Origin of the sequence: Caldimonas brevitalea (genome assembly GCF_001017435.1) — a bacterium.
GTDB classification, from domain to species: Bacteria; Pseudomonadota; Gammaproteobacteria; order Burkholderiales; family Burkholderiaceae_C; genus Caldimonas; species Caldimonas brevitalea.
On the sequence record NZ_CP011371.1, the window covers coordinates 996,949 to 1,016,424 of the forward strand.

The 19,476-nt window shown below is 68.3% G+C and carries 18 protein-coding genes and 1 pseudogene; 13 read left to right on the forward strand and 6 right to left on the reverse strand.

Going from position 1 to position 19,476, the window contains the following annotated elements; genetic code table 11:
- Positions 1 to 111: 111 nt before the first annotated feature.
- The 5 genes from AAW51_RS04370 (at position 112) to AAW51_RS04390 (ending at position 4,468) form a co-directional block, all read left to right on the forward strand.
- Positions 112 to 894: a 3-hydroxybutyrate dehydrogenase gene (locus AAW51_RS04370; protein WP_047193618.1), complete on the forward strand. Its 783-nt coding sequence runs from the start codon at positions 112 to 114 to the stop codon at positions 892 to 894.
- 57 nt (positions 895 to 951) lie between these two features.
- Entirely contained in the window at positions 952 to 1,614 is a 663-nt protein-coding gene (locus AAW51_RS04375) for a CoA transferase subunit A (RefSeq protein ID WP_047193619.1), read from the forward strand.
- Positions 1,607 to 2,257: a 3-oxoacid CoA-transferase subunit B gene (locus tag AAW51_RS04380; protein WP_047193620.1), complete on the forward strand. Its 651-nt coding sequence runs from the start codon at positions 1,607 to 1,609 to the stop codon at positions 2,255 to 2,257. Before AAW51_RS04375 ends, AAW51_RS04380 begins: the two co-directional genes overlap by 8 nt.
- A 205-nt stretch (positions 2,258 to 2,462) precedes the next feature.
- Positions 2,463 to 3,038, forward strand: a complete 576-nt coding sequence (locus tag AAW51_RS04385; protein WP_157359615.1) for a hypothetical protein — start codon at positions 2,463 to 2,465, stop codon at positions 3,036 to 3,038.
- A gap of 185 nt (positions 3,039 to 3,223) precedes the next feature.
- A complete protein-coding gene (locus AAW51_RS04390; protein ID WP_047193622.1) occupies positions 3,224 to 4,468 on the forward strand; it encodes an aminotransferase class V-fold PLP-dependent enzyme in 1,245 nt (414 codons plus the stop codon).
- A 159-nt stretch (positions 4,469 to 4,627) separates the two neighbouring features.
- Here the strand turns inward: AAW51_RS04390 and AAW51_RS04395 are convergent, their stop codons facing one another.
- Positions 4,628 to 5,122: a peptidase associated/transthyretin-like domain-containing protein gene (locus tag AAW51_RS04395; RefSeq protein WP_047193623.1), complete on the reverse strand. Its 495-nt coding sequence runs from the start codon at positions 5,120 to 5,122 to the stop codon at positions 4,628 to 4,630.
- Positions 5,123 to 5,276: 154 nt separating this feature from the next.
- Positions 5,277 to 5,411 (reverse strand): hypothetical protein, encoded by a 135-nt coding sequence (locus AAW51_RS31095; RefSeq protein ID WP_256365058.1) that lies wholly within the window; start codon positions 5,409 to 5,411, stop codon positions 5,277 to 5,279.
- A gap of 196 nt (positions 5,412 to 5,607) precedes the next feature.
- Between AAW51_RS31095 and AAW51_RS04400 the strand changes: the two genes are divergently transcribed.
- Positions 5,608 to 7,536, forward strand: coding sequence for a PAS domain-containing hybrid sensor histidine kinase/response regulator (locus tag AAW51_RS04400; protein ID WP_238947758.1), 1,929 nt, complete (start codon positions 5,608 to 5,610; stop codon positions 7,534 to 7,536).
- Positions 7,537 to 7,543: 7 nt separating this feature from the next.
- Here AAW51_RS04400 and AAW51_RS04405 read toward each other — a convergent pair whose 3' ends face one another.
- Entirely contained in the window at positions 7,544 to 8,767 is a 1,224-nt protein-coding gene (locus AAW51_RS04405) for an MFS transporter (RefSeq protein WP_047193625.1), read from the reverse strand.
- Positions 8,768 to 9,034: 267 nt separating this feature from the next.
- On the opposite strand from AAW51_RS04405, the pseudogene AAW51_RS04410 reads away from it, so the two are divergent.
- The 3 genes and pseudogenes from AAW51_RS04410 to AAW51_RS04415 form a co-directional block, all read left to right on the forward strand.
- Positions 9,035 to 9,445: pseudogene (locus AAW51_RS04410) on the forward strand (YciI family protein); the annotation flags it as partial.
- Between the two features lie 78 nt (positions 9,446 to 9,523).
- Positions 9,524 to 9,940 carry a VOC family protein gene (locus AAW51_RS30380; RefSeq protein WP_238947879.1) on the forward strand — a complete coding sequence of 139 codons (417 nt, stop codon included), beginning with the start codon at positions 9,524 to 9,526 and terminating at the stop codon, positions 9,938 to 9,940.
- Positions 9,941 to 10,035: 95 nt separating this feature from the next.
- On the forward strand, positions 10,036 to 10,338 hold the full coding sequence (locus AAW51_RS04415; RefSeq protein ID WP_047193626.1) for a hypothetical protein: 303 nt from the start codon (positions 10,036 to 10,038) through the stop codon (positions 10,336 to 10,338).
- A 100-nt stretch (positions 10,339 to 10,438) separates the two neighbouring features.
- On the opposite strand, the gene AAW51_RS04420 is transcribed toward AAW51_RS04415, so the two are convergent.
- Positions 10,439 to 12,004, reverse strand: coding sequence for a M28 family metallopeptidase (locus AAW51_RS04420; RefSeq protein ID WP_053013338.1), 1,566 nt, complete (start codon positions 12,002 to 12,004; stop codon positions 10,439 to 10,441).
- Between the two features lie 275 nt (positions 12,005 to 12,279).
- Here AAW51_RS04420 and AAW51_RS04425 point away from each other — a divergent pair, with 275 nt between their 5' ends.
- Positions 12,280 to 12,828, forward strand: a complete 549-nt coding sequence (locus AAW51_RS04425) for a peroxiredoxin (RefSeq protein WP_047197410.1) — start codon at positions 12,280 to 12,282, stop codon at positions 12,826 to 12,828.
- A 25-nt stretch (positions 12,829 to 12,853) separates the two neighbouring features.
- On the opposite strand, the gene AAW51_RS04430 is transcribed toward AAW51_RS04425, so the two are convergent.
- Complete coding sequence (locus AAW51_RS04430; RefSeq protein WP_047193627.1) at positions 12,854 to 13,576, reverse strand: PEP-CTERM sorting domain-containing protein; 723 nt, start codon at positions 13,574 to 13,576, stop codon at positions 12,854 to 12,856.
- Between the two features lie 267 nt (positions 13,577 to 13,843).
- On the opposite strand from AAW51_RS04430, the gene AAW51_RS04435 reads away from it, so the two are divergent.
- Both AAW51_RS04435 and AAW51_RS04440 read left to right on the forward strand, forming a co-directional pair.
- Positions 13,844 to 14,521: a PEP-CTERM sorting domain-containing protein gene (locus AAW51_RS04435; RefSeq protein ID WP_047193628.1), complete on the forward strand. Its 678-nt coding sequence runs from the start codon at positions 13,844 to 13,846 to the stop codon at positions 14,519 to 14,521.
- 88 nt (positions 14,522 to 14,609) lie between these two features.
- Positions 14,610 to 15,461 (forward strand): class I SAM-dependent methyltransferase, encoded by an 852-nt coding sequence (locus tag AAW51_RS04440; RefSeq protein WP_047193629.1) that lies wholly within the window; start codon positions 14,610 to 14,612, stop codon positions 15,459 to 15,461.
- 4 nt (positions 15,462 to 15,465) lie between these two features.
- Here the strand turns inward: AAW51_RS04440 and AAW51_RS04445 are convergent, their stop codons facing one another.
- A complete protein-coding gene (locus AAW51_RS04445; RefSeq protein WP_083438080.1) occupies positions 15,466 to 18,357 on the reverse strand; it encodes a hybrid sensor histidine kinase/response regulator in 2,892 nt (963 codons plus the stop codon).
- Positions 18,358 to 18,606: 249 nt separating this feature from the next.
- Here AAW51_RS04445 and AAW51_RS04450 point away from each other — a divergent pair, with 249 nt between their 5' ends.
- The gene (locus tag AAW51_RS04450) at positions 18,607 to 19,452 is read left to right on the forward strand and encodes a GNAT family N-acetyltransferase (RefSeq protein ID WP_047193630.1); all 846 of its coding nucleotides are present in this window, start codon (positions 18,607 to 18,609) and stop codon (positions 19,450 to 19,452) included.
- Positions 19,453 to 19,476: the final 24 nt, after the last annotated feature.

Consider the following 19,476-nt stretch of genomic DNA (forward strand, 5'->3'; position numbering starts at 1 on the left):
GTCGGCGCCTATCGTAAGAGGGGTTCCCGTTCTTAAAGCTCTACTGCCGGACCACCTTCGTTCAGCTGCCCGCGGTCCTGTCCCTCCCTGAACTGCCTTGGAGTAGCGATCATGCTGAAAGGACTTTCCGCCATCGTGACCGGGTCGACCAGCGGTATCGGGCTGGGCATCGCCGAGGCGCTGGCCCGCGACGGGGCGAAGGTCATGCTGAACGGCTTCGGCGAGGCCAGCCAGATCGAACGGCAACGCGCGCAACTGCAGGCCGAGACCGGCGTTCAGATCGCCTACTCGGCCGCCGACATGGCGCAGCCCGAGCAGATCCGACGTATGGTGGTCGAGGCCGAGCAGCTGTTCGGTGCGGTGGACATCCTGGTCAACAACGCCGGCATCCAGTTCATTGCGCCGGTCGAGGAGTTCCCGGACGAGAAGTGGGCTCAGATCCTGGCCATCAACCTGACCTCGAACTTCCATGCGATCAAGGCGGCACTGCCCGGCATGAAGCGCCGCAATCGCGGCCGCATCATCAACATCGCGTCGGCGCACGGCCTGATCGCCTCACCCTTCAAATCGGCCTATGTCGCCGCCAAGCACGGCACGCTGGGCCTGACGAAGACCGTCGCGCTCGAAGTGGCCGAGACCGGCATCACCTGCAACGCGATCTGCCCGGGCTATGTGCGCACGCCGCTGGTGGAGGGCCAGATCAAGGAGCAGGCGCGGGCGCACCGCATGTCGGAGCAGCAGGTGATTGAAGCCGTCATCCTCGCTTCGCAACCGAACAAGCGCTTTGTCTCGTTGCAGGAACTCGCCGACCTGGTGTTGTTCCTGTGCTCGGACAGCGCCATCTCGATCACCGGCGCAGCCCTTCCGATGGATGGAGGCTGGACCGCACGCTGACATTCCGTCGCGCGGGCATGTTTGCGCCCCTGCACCCATCACCAGCCGAGGGCACCTATGGGGAAAACCGTCAAGGCAGCCGATTTCATCGATCACGTCGCCGATGGCGCGACGCTGATGATCGGAGGTTTCATGGGCGTGGGCTCGCCGCGCCGCCTGATTGATGAGCTGGTCCGGCAAGGCAAGAAGGAGTTGACCGTGATCGCCAACGACAGCGCGCGCCCTGGCGTCGCGATCGGCAAGCTCATCTCGGCACGCCTGGTTCGTCGTCTCGTCGTCAGCCATATCGGCACCAACCCAGAGACACAGCGGCAGATGATGGACGGCGTGCTCGAGGTCGAACTGGTGCCGCAGGGCACGCTCGCCGAGCGGATCAGGGCCGGTGGCTACGGGCTGGGCGGTGTGCTGACGCCGACCGGCGTCGGCACCATCGTGGAGCAGGGCAAACGCACGCTCGAGATCGAGGGTCGGGTCTTCCTGCTCGAGATGCCGCTGCGGGCCCAGTACGCACTGGTGTGCGCACGAAGGGCCGATCACATCGGCAACCTCGTCTACGCCTTGACCGCCCGCAACCTCAACCCTCTGATGGCGATGGCCGCAGACACGGTGGTGGCAGAACCGCAAGAGATCGTCCCGGTCGGCGTGATCGCACCCGATGACGTCATGACCCCTGCCGTGCTCGTGGATCGTCTCGTCGCCCGGGAGCCCGTCCATGGATGAGAAAAGGCTGATCGCCGCACGTGTCGCGCTCGAACTGCGCCCCGGCTATCTCGTGAACCTGGGCATCGGTCTGCCGACGCTGGTGGCCTCGATGGTGCCGCCCGGGGCCCAGATCTTCTTCCAGTCCGAGAACGGCATCGTCGGCATGCAAGCCGTCACCGAAGAGGGCCTCGAGGCCGAAGATCTCACCGACGCGGGCGGCAATTCGATCAGCGCGTTGCCGGGCTCGGCAACCTTCGACAGCGCCATGTCGTTCGGCCTGATCCGTGGCGGGCATCTGGACGTCACCGTGCTCGGCGGCTTGCAGGTCGACAAGACCGGAAGACTGGCCAACTGGATGGTGCCCGGCAGCATGGTGCCGGGCATGGGAGGTGCGATGGATCTCGTCACGGGCGCCCGCCGTGTCATCGTGGCCATGACGCATACCGTCAAGGGCAAGCCGAAGATCGTCGAGCAGTGCACCTTGCCGCTGACCTCCGCCCGTTGCGTGGACCTCATCGTGACCGAGCTGGCGGTGATGGAGCCGACGGCGAGCGGCCTGGTCCTGAAGGAACTGGCGCCGGGTGTCGAGCTGGCCGCGGTTCAGAACGTGACCGGCACACGGTTGATCGTCTCGGAGCCGATAGCGCGGATGCCCGTCTAGGCCGTCAATGGGCTGGCCCGCCGCACCGAAGACCATTGCCACACCCTCGGACTCGGTGCAGGCGACAGGCGGGCGGACGGACGACGCTCAGGAGGAGCGCAGGCAGGGCCGCCTGCCCCCGACCACAGTGGCAGCGCCGAGTGGGCACGCCTACCGTGAGATGTCAGGCCGCAACGGCCGTTCTACAGGAGAACCTATGCTGTCCATGTCATCCTTCCTTACCTCGCTTGCAATGGGTGTGGTGTGCGTGTCGGCCGCGCCGCTGACCGTGAGCGCCGCGCCGTCCGACACCGGTCTCAAGGTCGTCGGCCTGCAGGCCAGCGTCACCGGGACGGTCTCTGCTGTGGAGGCAGAGCAGCGCACCGTCACCTTGAAGGGGCCGCAAGGCCAGGAACGAACCTTTGGTGTCGATGATTCGGTGGCGCTGGACCGTGTGAAGGTAGGCGACCTGATTCGCCTGGACTACCAGCGCGCCGTGGCCGTGGCCTTGCGCAAAGGTGGAGACGGCATCCGCGAACAGGTGGAAGCGGAAGCCGAGGCACGGACTCAGCAGGACGGCAAGCCCGGCCTGCAGGCCAACAAGCGCACGACGGTGGTGACCAACGTGCTGGCAGTCGATCAACACGAGCAAACGGTGCGGCTGCAAGGGCCGCAAGGCCGCGTGGCCGACTTCAGGGTGAAGGACAAGGCAACCCTGGCAGACGTGAAGGTGGGCGACCAGGTGGTGGCCGTGGTTCACGAAGCCGTGGCGGTGAGGATGAAAGCCGCGACGCAGCGGTGACCCGGCGGCTTGCCGGAGAGGCACTGCGGCCCCGGCATCCGCCGAGCGTCGGTCCAAAAGCGTAAGGGGCGACGCCGGCGCGATGGAGGACTGTGGGCGAACGGGCGGCGATCGGCGGTCGGGCTTGCGCCGTCCGCCTGATGTTGCATAGACTGCCGCAGCCCATCCTCCTCTCCCATCGCCGCATGCACGACCTGGATCACCGACTGCCGTCCTTCGAGGCCGCCTTGGCACAACTGCCTCCGGCGCCCGTCCACGGCGCCGAGTCCGACGAGCCGTTCTGGGACGCGGTCTCCGATCTCTACAAGACCTCGACCGCGCTCACCAACCTCGAAAACGGCTACTGGGGTGTGATGGCCGAGCCGGTCAAAGAGATGCTGGGCTACTGGATCGACCGCGTGAACTTCGAGAACACGCTGTGGCTGCGAGAGCGCTGGCCCGAGGTGCTCGAACGTCTGCGCCACACCGTGGCCAAGGCGCTCGGTTGCGAGCCGGGCGAGATCGTGCTGACCCGGGGCGCCACCGAAGCGATGCTGGCGCTGATCGGCGGCTACAACCGGCTGCAGCCCGGCGACACCGTGCTCTACAGCGACCTCGACTATCCGGCGATGCGCAGCGCGATGGAGTGGTTGCGCCAGCGCCGCGGCGTGGTGCCGGTGAGCCTCGCGATGCCGGAGCCGGCCACACGGCAGAGCGTGCTGGACGCTTATGCCGAGGCGCTGCGGCAGCATCCCAACACACGTCTGGTGCTGCTGACCCACCTCACCCACGGTACCGGGTTGGTGCTGCCGGTGCGCGAGCTGGCGGCCCTGGCGCAATCGGCCGGTGCCGAGGTGATCGTCGACGCGGCCCATTCCTGGGGGCAACTGGACTTCGACGCGTCCAGCCTCGGCGTGCCGTACGCCGCGTTCAACCTGCACAAATGGATAGGCGCGCCGCTGGGCTGCGGTTGCTTGTACATCCGCCGCGACAGCCTCGCGGCCATCGATCCTTACTTCGGCGACCGCGACTTTCCCGACACCGACATCCGCTCGCGCATCCACACCGGCTCGCCGAGCTTCGCCGCGTGGCTGACGATTCCCGCCGCGCTGCAATTGCACCGGCGCATCAGCGCACGGGCCAAAGAGGCACGGCTGCGCGCGCTGCGCAACCACTGGGTAGAGCAGGTGCGCGACTGGCCGGGGCTAGAGATCCTGACGCCCAACGATCCACGCATGGTGGGCGGCATCACGTCGTTTCGACTGCGCGGTCGCGGCAGTCCGGCCGAGGCCGACGCAGTGGTGGCCGCCTTGCGGGACCGGCACGGCGTGCTCACGGTGCGGCGTGCCGGGCCGGTGCGCGGCGACGTGGTGCGGGTGACGCCGGCCATCTACACGAGGCGGGAAGACCTGGACCGTCTCGTCGAAGGCCTGCGGGAACTGTGTCGCTGAACAGCGCGCCAGGCGGTCCCGGGCAGGCCGGCGTCGGCAGCCGGTGCGGCACTGACGGGGGGATGCGTCGCCAGGTGGCGCGCAAGCCGTGTGAGAAATGGATCGGCCCGCATGACGCGCAAGGCGTCGAGACGGGCCGACAGGTGCTGCCGCGGCAGCTCAGAACGTGGCGATCAGGCGCGCCTTCTTCATCACTTCAGGGGCGACGTCTTCGACCGCGACGATGGTCATCGACGCCGGCGCGGCGCTGGTCTTGGCCGACGACGGCTCCAGCGTGGCATTGACGGAGGACGGCAGCGAGTACATCGCACCGGTCACCGGGTCGATCGCCAGCATGCCGATCAGGCCGCCGACCAGGATGTTGCCGAAGTACCAGCCGTTGACAGTGCCCGTCAGCGTCACTTCCTTCGGGGCATAGCCTTCCTTCTGCACCCGCACCACATAGCTTTCCGACTTGAAGTAGCCAGCGCCGCGGTTGAGCGTGACCGTCGCCGGCGTCGTGCCGCTGTGCACTTGGATACCCGCGCGGTTGAGGACGACGATGTTGGCACCAGCGGGTTCGCTGGAGATCGTGACGGACTGGGTGCTGCCCGAGAAAATGCTGGCGCAACCGCTGAGCACCAGGGCGGCGGCGATGATGACGGCGTGCTTCATGACGCTCCTCCTCGTTAAAAAAACGCGAGGCTAGCAAACGAAACAAAATGAAACAGGGCGGATTTCACATCAGCCCTGCTTGCACGCACGCCGTGGCGCCGGCCCTTTGCATCATGTGACTTCTTGCCAGTCGCCCGCACGGTGCGCCTGCACTTCATGCGGATGCGGGAGGCTCACGCTTGCTGCTGTCGGCCGTCGCCACGGAGGTCCGGGTGTTCACGAAGATGCGTCCAAAGTGCGACGCGAGATCGAAGAAGTCGATCGAGCCGAGCCGGCCGTGGATGCTCACGAGAGGGTGCTCGGGGGACATGGCGATGGGCGGTGAGGGCAGGGGGACGGACCAACAATGGTGACCGTGGACGCGACGGGACCAAACCCGACGTGCCCTGCTTCACGTTGCCGGTCGGCGACGGCGCTCCAGCCCGTGCGACGAGGGACGTACCATAGGAAGGTCGTCCGCCGCGGCCTGTTACGAAAGGAAATCCGTGTCCGCTCCCCCCGTGCCGTCTGACCGGCCAAATCCTCCGCATCCGCCGGTGGCCGTCGGGCGTCCGGCAGAGGAACGGCTGCGCTTGCTCGTCGAGGGGGCGGTGGACTACGCGATCTTCCTGCTCGACAACGACGGCATCGTTTCGTCGTGGAATGTCGGCGCCGAGAAGATCAAGGGCTACAGGGCCGACGAAATCATCGGCCGCCCGTTCACCGTGTTCTATCCCGACGAAGCCAACGCCAGGCAGTGGCCCCAGGAAGAACTGAGGCGCGCGCGGCGCGACGGCCGCTTCGAAGACGAGGGTTGGCGGGTGCGCAAGGACGGCACGCGCTTCTGGGCCAATGTCGTCATCACGGCGCTGCGCAACGAGCAGGGCGAGGTGGACGGCTTCGCCAAGATCACGCGCGACCTGACCGAGCGGCGGCGCAACGAAGAGGCGCTGCGGCTGAGCGAGGAGCGTTTTCGGCTGCTGGTCGACGGGGTCCGCGACCACGCGATCTACATGCTCGACCCCTCAGGCCACATTCAGAGCTGGAACGCCGGCGCACAAGCGATCAAGGGCTACAGCGCCGCCGATGTGATCGGGCGCCATGTCTCGCTTTTCTACACCGCCGAAGATCGTTTGCTGGGCCAGCCGGAGCAAGAGCTGGCGCAGGCGCTGAAGTACGGCCGCACCACCGACGAAGGTTGGCGTGTGCGCAAGGACGGCAGTGTCTTCTGGGCGCTCGTGACGGTCAGCTCGGTGTACGACGAAGAAGGCCACTTGCGCGGCTTTGCCAAGGTGACGCGCGACATGACCGAGCGCCGCCGCCTGGCCGAACTCGAACATTCGGCGCGCCGCATCAGCCAGTTCCTTGCCATCCTGGGCCACGAGTTGCGCAACCCGCTGGCGCCGATCCGCAATGCCGTCAGCATCATGCAGATCGCGCCGGAGTTTCCCGCCAAGCTGCGCGGCAGCCGCGACATCGTCGACCGCCAGTTGAGCCATTTGACGCGCCTGGTCGACGACCTGCTGGACGTCGGGCGCATCACCACCGGCAAGATCAGCCTGAAGCGCCAGCGGATCGGCTTTCGGGAGGTGGTGCAACGCAGCGTCGAGGCGACGCGCCCGCTGCTGGCCGAGCGCGGCCACGAGCTGTCGGTGAAGCTGCCGCCGCAGGCCGTGATGGTGTGGGGCGACGACACCCGCTTGGTGCAGGTGCTGCAGAACTTGTTGTCGAACGCTGCCAAGTACACCGACCCGGGCGGCCGCGTGTCGGTGCGGGTGGACGTCGAGGACGGCTTCGTGGTGGCCAGCGTCAGCGACAACGGCCGTGGCATCGCACCCGACGCGCTGCAGCGCATCTTCGACCTGTTTGTCCAGGAAGACAGCGACGGCGAAGGCGCCAGCGGTGACGGCGGCCTGGGCATCGGCTTGACCCTGGCGCGTACGCTGATCGAAATGCACGGCGGCACCTTGCGCGCCGAAAGCGAAGGACGCGGGCGCGGCAGCCGCTTCACGGTGCGCTTGCCGACCGCGCTCGACGACCAGGCCGACAGCCCCGGCGCGGCGGGCGAACAGCCCGGCACGCCGGGCCGGCGGGTGCTGGTGGTCGACGACAACCGCGACTCGGCCGACACCATGGCGGCCTTGCTGGTCGCGATGGGCCATGACGCACGCGCGGTGCACGATGGCAAGGCGGCGGTGATCGTCGCGGCCGAGTTCCAGCCGCAGGTGGTGCTGCTCGACCTCAACCTGCCGGGCGACAGTGGCTTCAACGTGCTGCACCGGTTGCGCGCCGAGCCCAAGGTCGCGCCGGCCCGTATCGTCGCGATGACCGGCTACGGGCAGGAGAGCGACCGCATCCGCACCGCCGAGGCCGGCTTCGACGCCCACTTGACCAAGCCGGTCGGGTGGGAGCAGTTGCAGGCGGTGTTGGAGTAGCCCGTCTTCAGACGGCCTCGGCCCGGGCCCTTGCCCGTCGTGCCGCCAAGGGCGCGGCGAGCGAGAACAGTCCTGCCGACAGTGCCGCGACACCCGCCAGCACCCACACCAGGTGCACCGGCTGCGTCAGCGCTGCGAGGATCAGCGAGGCGACCCACGGACCGGCGGCCTTGGCGATCAGGGCCGGCCCGGCCATCGCGCCATTGACGGCGCCATAGTGTTCGCGGCCATACAGCTGCACCGGGATGGCCCCCCGCACGATGGTCATGATGCCGTTGCCTGCACCGTAGAGCAGGGCGAACAGCAGGAAGCCGCCCTGCTGCGTCGTGAGCGCGGCCAGCAGCAGCAGCGAGGCCGGCAGCAAGCTCATCGCGACCAAGCCGACCCGTGACGGGCTGGCCTTGGCCAGAAAGGCATATTCGAGCAGCCGTCCTGCCACCTGCATCGGGCCGATCATCGCGCCGATCCACGCCGCTTGTTGCAGGCTCATGCCCTTCAGGTGCAGCAGGGGGATCAGGTGCACCGACAGCGCCGAGAACACCAGCGAGCTGCCGGTGAAGGCCAGGCACAGCAGGTAGAACGATGGGTCGCGGTAGACGGTTCGTAACGCTGGCGGCCGGGAGCGTTGCGCCGGCACCGCCTCGCTGCGCGCGGGCGGCCCCGGCAGCACACGCGCGTGCAGCGGCAAACACACCAACAACTGCAGGGCCGCCAGCACCCACAGCGTGCCTTGCCATCCGAAGCGCTCGATCAGGGCTTGGGTCAAAGGCCAGAACACGGTGCTGGCAAAGCCGCCGAACAGGGTCACGCCGGTGATGGCCTTGCGGTGACCGTCGCGAAAGGCCTGTACCAGCACCGCAAACGCCGGGTCGTACAAGGTGGCGGCCATCGACACACCGAGGACCGCCCAGACCAGGTAGAGCTGGGGCAGCGTCTGGACCTGGGTCAGGGCCGCGAGCCCGCCCGCCGCCAACAGCGAGCCGCCCGACATCAGGCGGCGCCCGCCGTGGCGGTCGATCAGCCCGCCGACCGCGGACGACGCAAGGCCGGCGATCAGCAGCGCGACCGAGAAGGCCCCGACGACCGTCGTCTTTTCGGCGCCCACCGCGGCCGCCAGATCGTCGGCCAGCAGCGCAAAGGCATAGAAGATGGAGCCCCAGGAAATGATCTGCGTGACGCCGAGGGCCATCACGAGGCGGGGGCCGGGCGTGCCGGCGCGGGTATCGGTCATCGGGCGATCCCGCCCGCCAGGTGGCGGGCAGGAGGAGGGAGGTGGGAGTGAGACGGAATGGCTGCGGCATCCGGCGCCGCGCGGTAGTGTGCCGGGCTCGGCGACGCGGTGCAACGCGCGGCGTGGCGCCGCCGCGTCGCGCACCACGGCGCCTCGTCGGCCGCGACTGTTACAACTTTTCGCGTTCCGCCGTGTCGATTTTCCGGTGCGAGGATCGTCGTGTGGATGAAGCAACTGCTTCCGACCCACCCCTCAAGGAGAAACACGATGCGATTCATGGTCCTGATCAAGGCGGATGCCAACACCGAAGCCGGCGTGATGCCCAGCGAGCAACTGCTGGCCGAGATGGGCAAGTTCAACGAAGAGCTGGTGAAGGCCGGCGTGATGCTGGCCGGCGAGGGTTTGCACCCGAGTGCCAAGGGCGCCAGGGTGCGGTTTTCGGGCGATCGCCGCACCGTCGTCGACGGGCCGTTTGCCGACACCAAGGAGTTGCTGGCCGGCTACTGGCTGTGGCAGGTGAAGTCCAAGGAAGAAGCGATCGAATGGGTCAAGCGCTGCCCCAACCCGACCGGCACCGAAAGCGAGATCGAGATCCGCCAGGTGTTCGAAGCCGCCGATTTCGGCGAGGCCTTCACGCCGGAGCTGCGCGAGCAGGAGGACCGGTTGCGAGCCGAAGTGGCGGCCCAGGCCGCCGCAGGCGGCAAGGGTGCGGTGCCCGCCGTGCCGCCGGCGCGCGGCGCAATCCCCTATCTGGTGGTGCAGGGGGCCGATCAGGCGATCGGCTACTACCAGCAGGTATTCGGCGCCGAACTGGTGATGCGGCTCGACGCGCCGGACGGCAAGGTGCTGCACTCCGAGATGAAGGTGGGGCCGGCCAGCTTCATGGTGACGGAAGAGCGGGCCGACTATCAGTCGCCCGGCCCGAAGGCCCTGGGCGGCTCGGCCGTCTCGGTCTCGGTGTTCGTGCCGGATGTCGATGCGACGGTCGCGAAAGCGGTGGCCGCCGGCGCGCAGGTGACGATGCCGGTGCAGGACCAGTTCTGGGGCGACCGCTGTGGCCACCTGGTCGACCCGTTTGGGCACAAGTGGTTCGTCTCGACGCATTTGGAAGAGCCGTCGCCCGACGAAGTCCGGCGTCGGGTGCAGGCCTTGTTCGCCCAGGGCGCGTGCTGACAGGGGCAGGAGGGCGGCCGACGGGCATCGGGATTGCCGCGGTGTGACAGGGCCCGCGCGGTTTGCGAGGCCCACTCGCCGCGACAGGAGACGTCATGACACAAGTTCGCAACACCCCGTCCTCGCAACCGGGCGGCAGCAGCCAGGGCTCGCGCCTCGGCAGCCAGGTCGGCTCGCAGGCCCAACGTACCGGCCTGGCCGACGGCCAGGAGCCGGGCGGGCTGGAGCATCAGCCCGACACCCGCGACCGCGGCAGCCTGCCCTCGAGCCAGGGCCTGGCCGGCGCGCACGGCGACGACGCGCCGACCGACCGCGACATGCACCAGGACCTCGCGGGCCAGCCGCGCCGGACGCCTGACCTGCAGCGCCGTGGCAGCGGCGACGACGGCTTCAAGTGACGCCGCCGTCGGCATGAAAAAAGGGAGCGGCCAGGCCGCTCCCTTTCTTATCTGGGGCTCGTTTCGGCCCCATCATCGGCTCATCGCCGCATCACAACCCTCACTGGGCGACTAGCGGGTAGCGTGGCGGCACCACACGCTTGGGCTTCAGGGCCTGCTGCCGCGCAACGGCTGCGGGCGGTTCGCGCTTGCTGACCACCGCTTCGACGTCCTGCGCATACCGGATGGTGGAGGCCGCGACCGCGTCGCTGTTCAGGTCGAGTGCGTCGAGGTTCAGGTTGGTGAGGTCGTCACACGCCTGGTGGTAGCACTTGTCGTACGCCACGTTGGCCTCGCCGCCCCACAGCGCCGCCTCTTCGGGCGTCTTGATGCCCTCGGCGCCCGAGAACAGCCCGCCTGCCGGGATGCCGTTGTCGATGAACGCGCCGTAGTCCGAGCGACCGTCGAAGTCGGTGCCTTTGAACGGCTTGTTGCGCTGGTTGTAGAAGGCTTCGAAGTCCTTCTCAATCACTTCGGAACCGCCGGGACCCTCGGGTTCCCCTTCCTCGTCGGAGTTGTCGCCGTCGTAGATGAAGAACGCCGGATTGGGCGACGCGATCATGTCGAAGTTGAGGTACAGCGCGATCTTCGCCTTCTCTTCGGCGCTCAACTGGCTGACGTAGTAGGTCGACCCCACCAGGCCCGATTCTTCGCCGCCCCACAGCGCAAATCGCAGCTTGTTCTTCGGCTGCGTCTTGGCCAGGTACAGCGCGGTTTCGATGATGGCCGCCGAGCCCGAACCGTTGTCGTTGATGCCAGGGCCGTCCTCGACCGAGTCGAGGTGGGCACCGACCATCACGACCTTGTTCGCATCGCCGGTGGTCGTTTCAGCGAGCAGGTTGTGCGAGACGATGGTCTGACGCAGCACGTCGGTCCTCAGGCGCAGTTGCAGGCCGGAGACGGCCGCGAGTTGCGTGCCGAGCGTCTGCGAGATGCCCACCACCGGGATGTTGCCGGTGAAGTCGTCGCCGAGCGTGGCGCTGTCCAACGGGGCGTCGACATTGTTGTAGATCACCGCACCGACAGCCCCTGCCTTGATGGCGTTGTTCGCCTTCTGGGCAAACGGGCAAATACCGCGCTGGATCAGCGCGATGCGGCCTGCGGTGAAGCCGGCGAAATCGCTCTCCTCGCAGCCGTTGACATTGCCGGCAGGCGCTTGCACAGCGGCGGTGACGTCGCCGCTGCCCGAGTACTCCAGGGTGTGGTGGACCACCGGGCCGGTCGGGGTGGGCGCAGTGCGCTCCACTACGCTGGCCGAGCGCTCGGTGGAGGTGGTCAACGGAAAGGCTTGGCGCCACACCTTGTAGCCCGCTCCACGGAACAGGCCTTCGGCATAGTCGAGCGACAACTCGTAGCCCATCGTGCCCGATGCGCGCGTGTTGTTGTTCGCCTTGGCGATCTCGTCGAGCTTCTGCAGATGCTTGAGCACCCCTTCGCGGGTGACACATTCCATCAATTTGTCGGGCGTATCGTTCGCGCGATCTGCACAGGACTTCGGCTCTTCCGGCGGATCGTCGTCGTCGTCATCACCGCCGCCGCAACCGGCCAGCGTCAGCGCCAGCACGGACACGGACGTGGCCAGCAGCGTTCTCATGTTGAGTGAGGGGTACTCGTTCAGCTTCAACATTCAAGCTCCATTCGATAGGGAGATGGGTGGACCGTCGGCCGCCTTGTGGGCGGGCCGCATCGGAAGGCCAGTATCCGTACCGTGCGTAGGTGTTCCCTTGTCAAAGGGTAACCGGCTGGAATCCTGACCCTTCCTCCTTTAGTACGCGGCTTCATTGACACTTTTGCCTGGGCCGGCACTTGGGCAGCGTGTGCTACGGATACCCGCTGCAACAGTCTGAACACCGGCTACAGTCCAGTGGAAACTGAACCAGGAAGGAGTGCGTGATGAGCCTCATGACCCGCAGGCAGCTGTGTGCCGCGTCCCTCTCAGCCGTCTTGTGTTCGGCCCTGCCGGCCGGGGCTGCGTTGCCGGTCGGCGCCGCCGCGCCCGACTTCACCACCGAGGCCGCTTTGGCGGGCCAGCCGTTCAAGTTCAGCCTGGCGGATGCGCTGAAGAAGGGCCCGGTGGTCTTGTACTTCTACCCCAAGGCCTTCACGAGCGGCTGCACCGTCGAAGCGCATGCTTTTGCCGAGGCGACGCCGCGCTTCCAGGCGGCCGGCGCGACCGTGATCGGCATGTCCAACGACGACATCGAGACCTTGAAGAAGTTTTCCGTCGAAGCGTGCCGCGACAAGTTCGCGGTGGCCGCCGACCGCAGCGGGCAGATCATGAAGCGTTATGACGCAGCGCTGGGCCTCAAGCCCGACCTGGCCGACCGTGTTTCTTACGTGATCAGCCCGCAGGGCAAGATCCTCTATGTCTACGCCAGCCTCAACCCCGACGGCCATGTGCAGAACACGCTGAAGGCCGTCGAAGCCTGGAAGCGCGAAGCCGCGCGCTAGCGTCGCGCGCAGGCCGCCGGGACGCTCAGCGGCCCCGGCGTCCGCGCGACAGCGCCGTCAACACGCAGCAACCGAGCAGCAGCAGCAAGCCGCTGGCGGGCTCCGGCACCGGCGCGAGCGTGCCGACGGTATCGGTCCACAGAAAGCCGCCGGTCGAGACGGTGAACTGGCCGTTCAGCGCGTACTCGGTTGCGTTGGTCCTCAGGAAGAAGGAGTGCGACGACTCACCGCTCCCCACACCGATGGCGCCCATCTGGGGCGGAATGAACTGGAAGACCACCCCGTCCTGGTCAGAGCGAAAGGCGCTCGACAGGGGGACATCGCCGGGAAGGTCGGAGCGCCAGTCGACGCCGGTCAAGAGCGAACGCGCGAAGCCATCGGCGATGGCCTGGTTGACCTTCAGGATGGGGTCTGACTCGACGCTGGCGTCGACCGAGATCGTCCAGTAGAAATCGAGCGTGCCGAGCAGATCGCTGCGGACCACGCGCGATTCGACGGTGCCCGTCATCGGGCGGTATTCGGACGGGGTCCAGCCGAAGGGATCGACGGTGGGCACCGAATAGTCGAAGCGCGCCACATGGCTGTCGAGCAGCGTGCCCTCCAGCGTGGGGTCGTCGAGGATCGAGACGCCCTGCGTGACGGCGTCGGTGCCGTCGTCAGGGAACGGAACCGCCTGCACGGGGCCCATCAATGCGGCACCGAGTGCCAGGCCCGCGAGGGTGTGGAACAAAAATCGGACTGCGTTCATCGACGTTCCTTCCCGTGTACAAGATCGACGCTGGGCGCGTGCGTGACAGGGCGGGCGACGTGCATCGAAAACGCCTGTAGCACGCGGTCGAAACTGGCTGGGGACACAGCGTAGCGGCCTGCCGACGTGCCCGACCCCCTGAAATGGGGGGGCCGACGCAAGACCCCTTGCATCGCGGCCACGGCAGCCCATCGACGCACATGACGTTACCGTTGGCCGCTATCCCTGTCCCTAGAGTAGGTGTTGCACTTTCCAAAAGGGGTCTCCATGCGTCCACTGGCCATTGCCTGCCTGTTGTCTGCCTTCGGTGCCACCACTGCCCACGCTGGCGTTGCGTTGCAGCCCGTCGAGGTCTCGACGAGCGCCGGTTGGGTGTTCGATGTCGAGCACCTGATCGACCAGACCGGTTTGAACACCACCTACGTGTCCGGCGTGGACGACTTCGATGCTTTCGTCTCGACCAAGCCATCGGCCGTGCATTGTTTCGGCGACTGCGTCTGGGCCACGCAGAACACGCACTCCGCCACGCTCGATTTCGACCTCGGCACGCTGGCCAGCGTCGAGTCGCTCGCGCTGTGGAATCTCGGCGCCGACGACCCGTCCTCGCTCAAGACGTTCGAGCTGGTGCTGTCGCGCGATGCCGGGTTCAGCGACGCCACGTCGGTCGGCACCTTCACCGCCGCCAACGACCTCGGCGACTCCTTCACGACCTTCGTGCAGGTGTTCGACTTCGAACCGACCTTCGCGGCTTATGCCCGCATCAACGTGATCGAGAGCTGGTCGCCCGATTCGTTCGGCGTCGGGTTCAACGAAGTGGTGTTCAACGCTACGCCCGTTCCCGAGCCGAGCACGTTCGCGCTGACCGGCACGGCCTTGCTGCTGGGCGCGGTCGTGCGGCGCAAGTACGGGAAGGGCCAACGCCGCACGCTGCCCGCCGCGGCCTGAACCTGCGCGCATCCGGGGCCGCGCCGCGTTCCCGCGCTCCACGGCACCGGTCACCCGCCGCCTGGGCGCGTCCTTTGCCGAGGCCCGCATGCACCACGCCCGTCCGAGTCGCACCGCCCTGCAGGCCGCCACGCAGCGCGCCAAGCACCAGGTGTTCGACGATGATCCCAAGGTGTTCGTCGATCCCGTCTCGGTGCAGATCCTGGGCCCCGGCGTTGCATCCCGGCTGCGCACCTCGCAGCTGAACAGCAAGGTGTGGCGGCGCATACGCGGCGACGTGGTGGCGCGCAGCCGCATCACCGAAGAGGCACTCGACGAGGCGGTGCAACGGGGCGTGCGCCAGTATGTGGTGCTGGGCGCCGGGCTCGACACTTTCGCCTATCGCAACCCCTATCCGGCCTCGGCGTTGCGCGTGTTCGAAGTCGACCATCCGGCCACCCAGGCGTGGAAACGCCAGTTGCTGGCCGACGCGCGCATCCCGATTCCCGAGTCGTTGACCTTCACGCCGGTCGATTTCGAAGCGCAGGCCTGGGCCGACGCCCTGCAGGCCGCCGGCTTCCGGGCCGACCAGCCGGTGTTCTTCTCCTGGCTCGGCGTGACGATGTATCTGACGCCGGCCGCCGTGAGGGCGACGTTGCGCTGGATCGTCAGCCACGCCGCGCCGGGCAGCGGCGTGGTGTTCGACCACCTCGTGCCGTTCTCGTCCTTGCGGCCGGTGGAGCGCTGGACGCGCCGTCTGGTCGGGTTGCGCTGCGCACTGTTGGGTGAGCCCTGGCGTTCGTGTTTCGACCCCCGGCAACTGGCGCAGGAACTGCTCGCGATCGGCTATGCCGAGGCCGAGGCCTTGACGGCGCTCGAGATCAACCCGCGGCTGTTCCGCGACCGCGGCGACGACCTCAAGTACAGCCGCATGGTGGCCCTCATCAAGGCGCAGGTCTGAGCGGTCAGCGGGGCGAAGAAAGGCCTCCGGGTGCGGCGCCGCGCGCCATCAGGTAGCCGCGTGCGGCCTCGCGTGCCTGCTGCAGCGCGGCGTTGAGCCGCTCGCACTCGGCGGGCTGCAAGGCAGCGCCACCGCGGCACGAGAGGTCGGCATGCAGGGCCAGCTCGTACAAGGCGCGCATGCCCAGCGAGCCGGCCACGCCCTTGAGGCTGTGGGCGGCGATGTGCTGGGCCGAGGGCTCCTGCGACGGCGCCACCGCGTCGTCTTCGTACAGTTCGACGAAACGCTGTAGGGCACGCTGGAAGACAGCGGGGCTGTCGCCGCAGCCGCGCACGCCGGCGTCGACGTCGAGCACCTGCGGGCCGGCTTCGATGGTCTCGCTCCACCGCATGGCACCCGTGGTCAGGTCGGCCTCGCGCCGCGGGCCGCCCCAGCGGTGCAAGGTGCGCAGCAGCATGGCCGTGTCGATGGGTTTGGCCAGGTGGTCGTCCATGCCCGCGGCCAGCGACCGCTCGCGGTCGCCGGCCATCGCATGCGCCGTCATCGCGATGATCGGCAGGAAGGCGAAAGGCCCGCCCAGCGCGCGAATGCGACGTGTCGCCTCGTAGCCGTCCATGCCGGGCATCTGCAGGTCCATCAGCACCGCGTCGAAGGCCTCGCGCTGGACCGCCTCGATCGCTTCGGCACCGCTTTCCACCGTCTGCAGTTGCACGCCGGCGCGCCGCAGCAGCTCGATGGCCAGCTCGCGGTTGAGCGGGTTGTCTTCGGCCAGCAGCACCTTCATGCCGTGCAGGGCCGGCCCCGGCAACCGGCCCGGGGCGGTGCCGCTGCGCGGCGCGGGCGCGTCGAGGGCTTCGTGCAGCCGCAGCGGCAACACCGGCTTGGGCAGCGAGGCCTGGACCGCCAGCGCCGCCACCTCGCGCCGCAGCGTCGCGTACTCATGCGGTCGGTAGGTCAGCAGCACGCGCACCGGCGGCGCGGAGCGCGCACCTTCCGACGCCAGCTCGAGCCCGGCACGCTGTTGCAGACCGGCGTCGATCAAGAGCACCAGCGGGCCCGTGCCGACACCGGCGCCCTGGCGCCACAGCGCCCGGGCCTCGTCGGCACTGGCAGCCGCCAGTGCCCGGTGGCCCAGTCCCTGCACCAGGCGGGTCAGCGCGTCGCGCGCGACCGGGTCGTCGTCGACCACCAGCACCGTCCAACCTGCCGACGCGCGCGGCGCGACCAGCGGCGGCGGCGGGGGCTCCAGGCGTGCGGCCGGCAGATCGAACCAGAAGGTCGAACCGCCGCCCGGCGTCGACCGCACCCCGATCGTGCCGCCCATCAGCTCGAGCAGGCGTCGGCAGATCACGAGGCCCAGGCCGGTGCCGCCGAAGCGCCGCGTGATCGAGGTGTCGGCCTGGCTGAAGGGTTGGAACAATCGCTGTTGCTGCGCCGGGTCCAGCCCGATGCCGGTGTCTTCGACCTCGAAGCGCAAGCGCGGGTGGGTGCCGTCGTCGTCCTGACAGATCGACGCCCGCACCACCACACGGCCGCTGGGCGTGAACTTGATCGCATTGGCGATCAGGTTGACCAGCACCTGGGCCAGCCGGTGCGGGTCGCCGAGCAGCTCGCAGGGCAGCGACACCGGCAGGTCGAACACCAGCTCCAGGCCTTTCTCGCCGGCCTGCAGCGCCACCACGTCGGCCACCCGTTCGAGCACTTCGTGCAGCGAGAAGCGGGCTTGTTCGACCGCCAGCTTGCCGGCCTCGATCTTCGAGAAGTCGAGGATGTCGTTGAGCACGCCGAGCAGGTTGCGCGCGGCCGCGTTGGCCTTCGCGACGTGCTGCTGTTCGCGCGCCGGCAGCTCGCCCTGCAGGGCCAGCTCCGTCATGCCGATGATGGCGTTCATCGGCGTGCGGATCTCGTGGCTCATGTTGGCCAGGAACTCGCTCTTGAGCCGGTTGGCCTCTTCGGCCGCCGCACGGGCCCGGTCGATGGCTTCGGTGGCGCGGTGCTGTTCGGTCACGTCGAAGGTGGCGCCGACCACTCGCAAGGTGCGCCCGCGCGGTGTGCGCAGGTGGCGCAGCATCATGCGCACCGTGCGCACCTCGCCGTCGGCGCGGAGGATGCGGTGTTCGTCCACGTCCACCGGTTCGCCGCTCAGCGTGCGCGCCGCCATCGCCCGCACCCGGTCACGGTCGTCGGGGTGCAGCCGGTCTTCCCAGGTGGTGGGGGTGGGCCGGAAACGGGCCGGGTCTTCTCCGTAGAGCCGATACAACGCCTCGTTCCACTCGGTGGTGCCCGTCAGCACGTCGACGGTCCAGATGCCCAGGCCCGACGCGGTGACCGCCAGCTGCAGCCGGTTGGCCATCTCTTCGGCACGTTGTGCGGTGCTGCGTTCTTCGGTGACGTCGAGGTCGAGGCCGATTGCCTGCACCAGCTGGCCGTTGGCGTCGCGTTCGTTGCGGCCGACACAACGGATCTGCCGCACGCCCAAGCGCGGGTGCTGGATCGCGTACTCCATGTCGAAGGTGTCGCAGGCGGGATCGGCGAGGTAGCTGCGCCAGCGCTGCACCACGTCGGCGGCATGGTCGGATGCGAGGCTGTTCTCCCAGGCCTGCGGGTCGCCGTTGAGGTCGTGGCCGTACAGCTCGGCTCCTCGCGGGTCCCATTCCAGTGTGCCGCGCCGCGCGTCGTAGGCCCAGACGGACGCGCGCACGGCCGACAGTGCCACCGTCAGGCGTGCGTTGGCTTGCTTGAGCGCCTCTTGCGCCTGCAGGTCCACCGCCGGCGGCTCGCGCGTGGCGAGCTGGCGCAAACGGTCGAGCCAGAGAGGCCGGTGGGTCAGGCAGCGGGCCAGCTGCCGCACGCGCTGCCACGGGCGCGACGCAGGGGGAGGCGGGGAGTACGACATGGAGCAACAGGTGGCGTCGTCGCCAAATTACCACGCCCGAGCGCGCACGCCGAGCTGGTCTCTACCGAGGGCAAGGCGCCGAGTGTGGCGTGCGTCACGGATCCGGCCGCGGGCGTCCGGCGGTGTGCGCCGCGCCGGTACGGTCCCTGGGTCTTGATGGCGCCCCGGGTTCATGCAAACGTCATGCGAGGGTCATGGCCACGTCACCCGTGCTGCCTACGCTGGCGGCACCTTGGACTGGAGATCGTGATGAGGGACCTGCCGTCGCCGACCTTGCCGTTTTCGGAGATACGCTTGCCTCGGGGGTCACTTCACCCGCGCCCTGCTGCAGCTGTTGTCGATACCGCGCCGCCGCTGGCCCCTGTGGCCGCGCTCCAGGTGGCCTGGGCGCGCCACGCGGACGACATCCTCGCGGCCCAACGCCTGAGGTACCAGATCTTCGCCGAGGAGATGGGGGCCCGGCTGGCCCCGCCGCGCGGAGCGCCGGCCGGGCACGACGTCGACATGTTCGACGCGCACTGCGAGCACCTGCTGGTGCGCGCCGGCGGTGAACACGGCCCGGTGGTCGGCACCTATCGCGTGCTGACACCCGATGCAGCACGCCGCGTCGGCGGGCTGTACAGCGAGACCGAGTTCGACCTCACGCGGTTGCGGCCGCTGCGCCCGCGCATGGTCGAACTGGGCCGTTCCTGTGTGCACCCCGACTACCGCTCGGGCGGTGCCATCCTGGCCTTGTGGGGCGCGTTGGCCGAGTTCATGTTCCGCAACCGGCTCGACACGATGATCGGCTGCGCCAGCATCAGCATGCGTGACGGCGGCCATGTGGCGGCCAGCCTGTGGGAGCGGCTGCGCCAGAGCCACCTGGCGCCGATCGAATGGCGCGTGCGCCCGCGCCTGCCGTTGCCGGTGCACGAGCTGCGCCGTGACCTCGACGTCGAACCGCCGGCGCTGATCAAGGGTTATTTGCGTTGCGGCGCCAAGATCCTGGGCGCACCGGCCTGGGACCCTGACTTCAACACCGCCGACCTGCCGATGCTGATGCGCATCGACGATCTGCCGCCGCGCTACCGGCGCCACTTTCTGGGCGGCGGCTGATCCGGCAGCAGGGCGCCCCTTGGG

Excerpts from the sequence above, each read along its gene's own strand:
- AAW51_RS04370 (WP_047193618.1), top strand. The coding sequence starts at position 112 with ATGCTGAAAGGACTTTCCGCCATCGTGACCGGGTCGACCAGCGGTATC.
- AAW51_RS04375 (WP_047193619.1), top strand. The coding sequence starts at position 952 with ATGGGGAAAACCGTCAAGGCAGCCGATTTCATCGATCACGTCGCCGAT.
- AAW51_RS04380 (WP_047193620.1), top strand. The coding sequence starts at position 1,607 with ATGGATGAGAAAAGGCTGATCGCCGCACGTGTCGCGCTCGAACTGCGC.
- AAW51_RS04385 (WP_157359615.1), top strand. The coding sequence starts at position 2,463 with ATGTCATCCTTCCTTACCTCGCTTGCAATGGGTGTGGTGTGCGTGTCG.
- AAW51_RS04390 (WP_047193622.1), top strand. The coding sequence starts at position 3,224 with ATGCACGACCTGGATCACCGACTGCCGTCCTTCGAGGCCGCCTTGGCA.
- AAW51_RS04395 (WP_047193623.1), bottom strand. The coding sequence starts at position 5,122 with ATGAAGCACGCCGTCATCATCGCCGCCGCCCTGGTGCTCAGCGGTTGC.
- AAW51_RS04405 (WP_047193625.1), bottom strand. The coding sequence starts at position 8,767 with ATGACCGATACCCGCGCCGGCACGCCCGGCCCCCGCCTCGTGATGGCC.
- AAW51_RS04415 (WP_047193626.1), top strand. The coding sequence starts at position 10,036 with ATGACACAAGTTCGCAACACCCCGTCCTCGCAACCGGGCGGCAGCAGC.
- AAW51_RS04420 (WP_053013338.1), bottom strand. The coding sequence starts at position 12,004 with ATGTTGAAGCTGAACGAGTACCCCTCACTCAACATGAGAACGCTGCTG.
- AAW51_RS04425 (WP_047197410.1), top strand. The coding sequence starts at position 12,280 with ATGACCCGCAGGCAGCTGTGTGCCGCGTCCCTCTCAGCCGTCTTGTGT.
- AAW51_RS04430 (WP_047193627.1), bottom strand. The coding sequence starts at position 13,576 with ATGAACGCAGTCCGATTTTTGTTCCACACCCTCGCGGGCCTGGCACTC.
- AAW51_RS04435 (WP_047193628.1), top strand. The coding sequence starts at position 13,844 with ATGCGTCCACTGGCCATTGCCTGCCTGTTGTCTGCCTTCGGTGCCACC.
- AAW51_RS04440 (WP_047193629.1), top strand. The coding sequence starts at position 14,610 with ATGCACCACGCCCGTCCGAGTCGCACCGCCCTGCAGGCCGCCACGCAG.
- AAW51_RS04445 (WP_083438080.1), bottom strand. The coding sequence starts at position 18,357 with ATGTCGTACTCCCCGCCTCCCCCTGCGTCGCGCCCGTGGCAGCGCGTG.
- AAW51_RS04450 (WP_047193630.1), top strand. The coding sequence starts at position 18,607 with ATGAGGGACCTGCCGTCGCCGACCTTGCCGTTTTCGGAGATACGCTTG.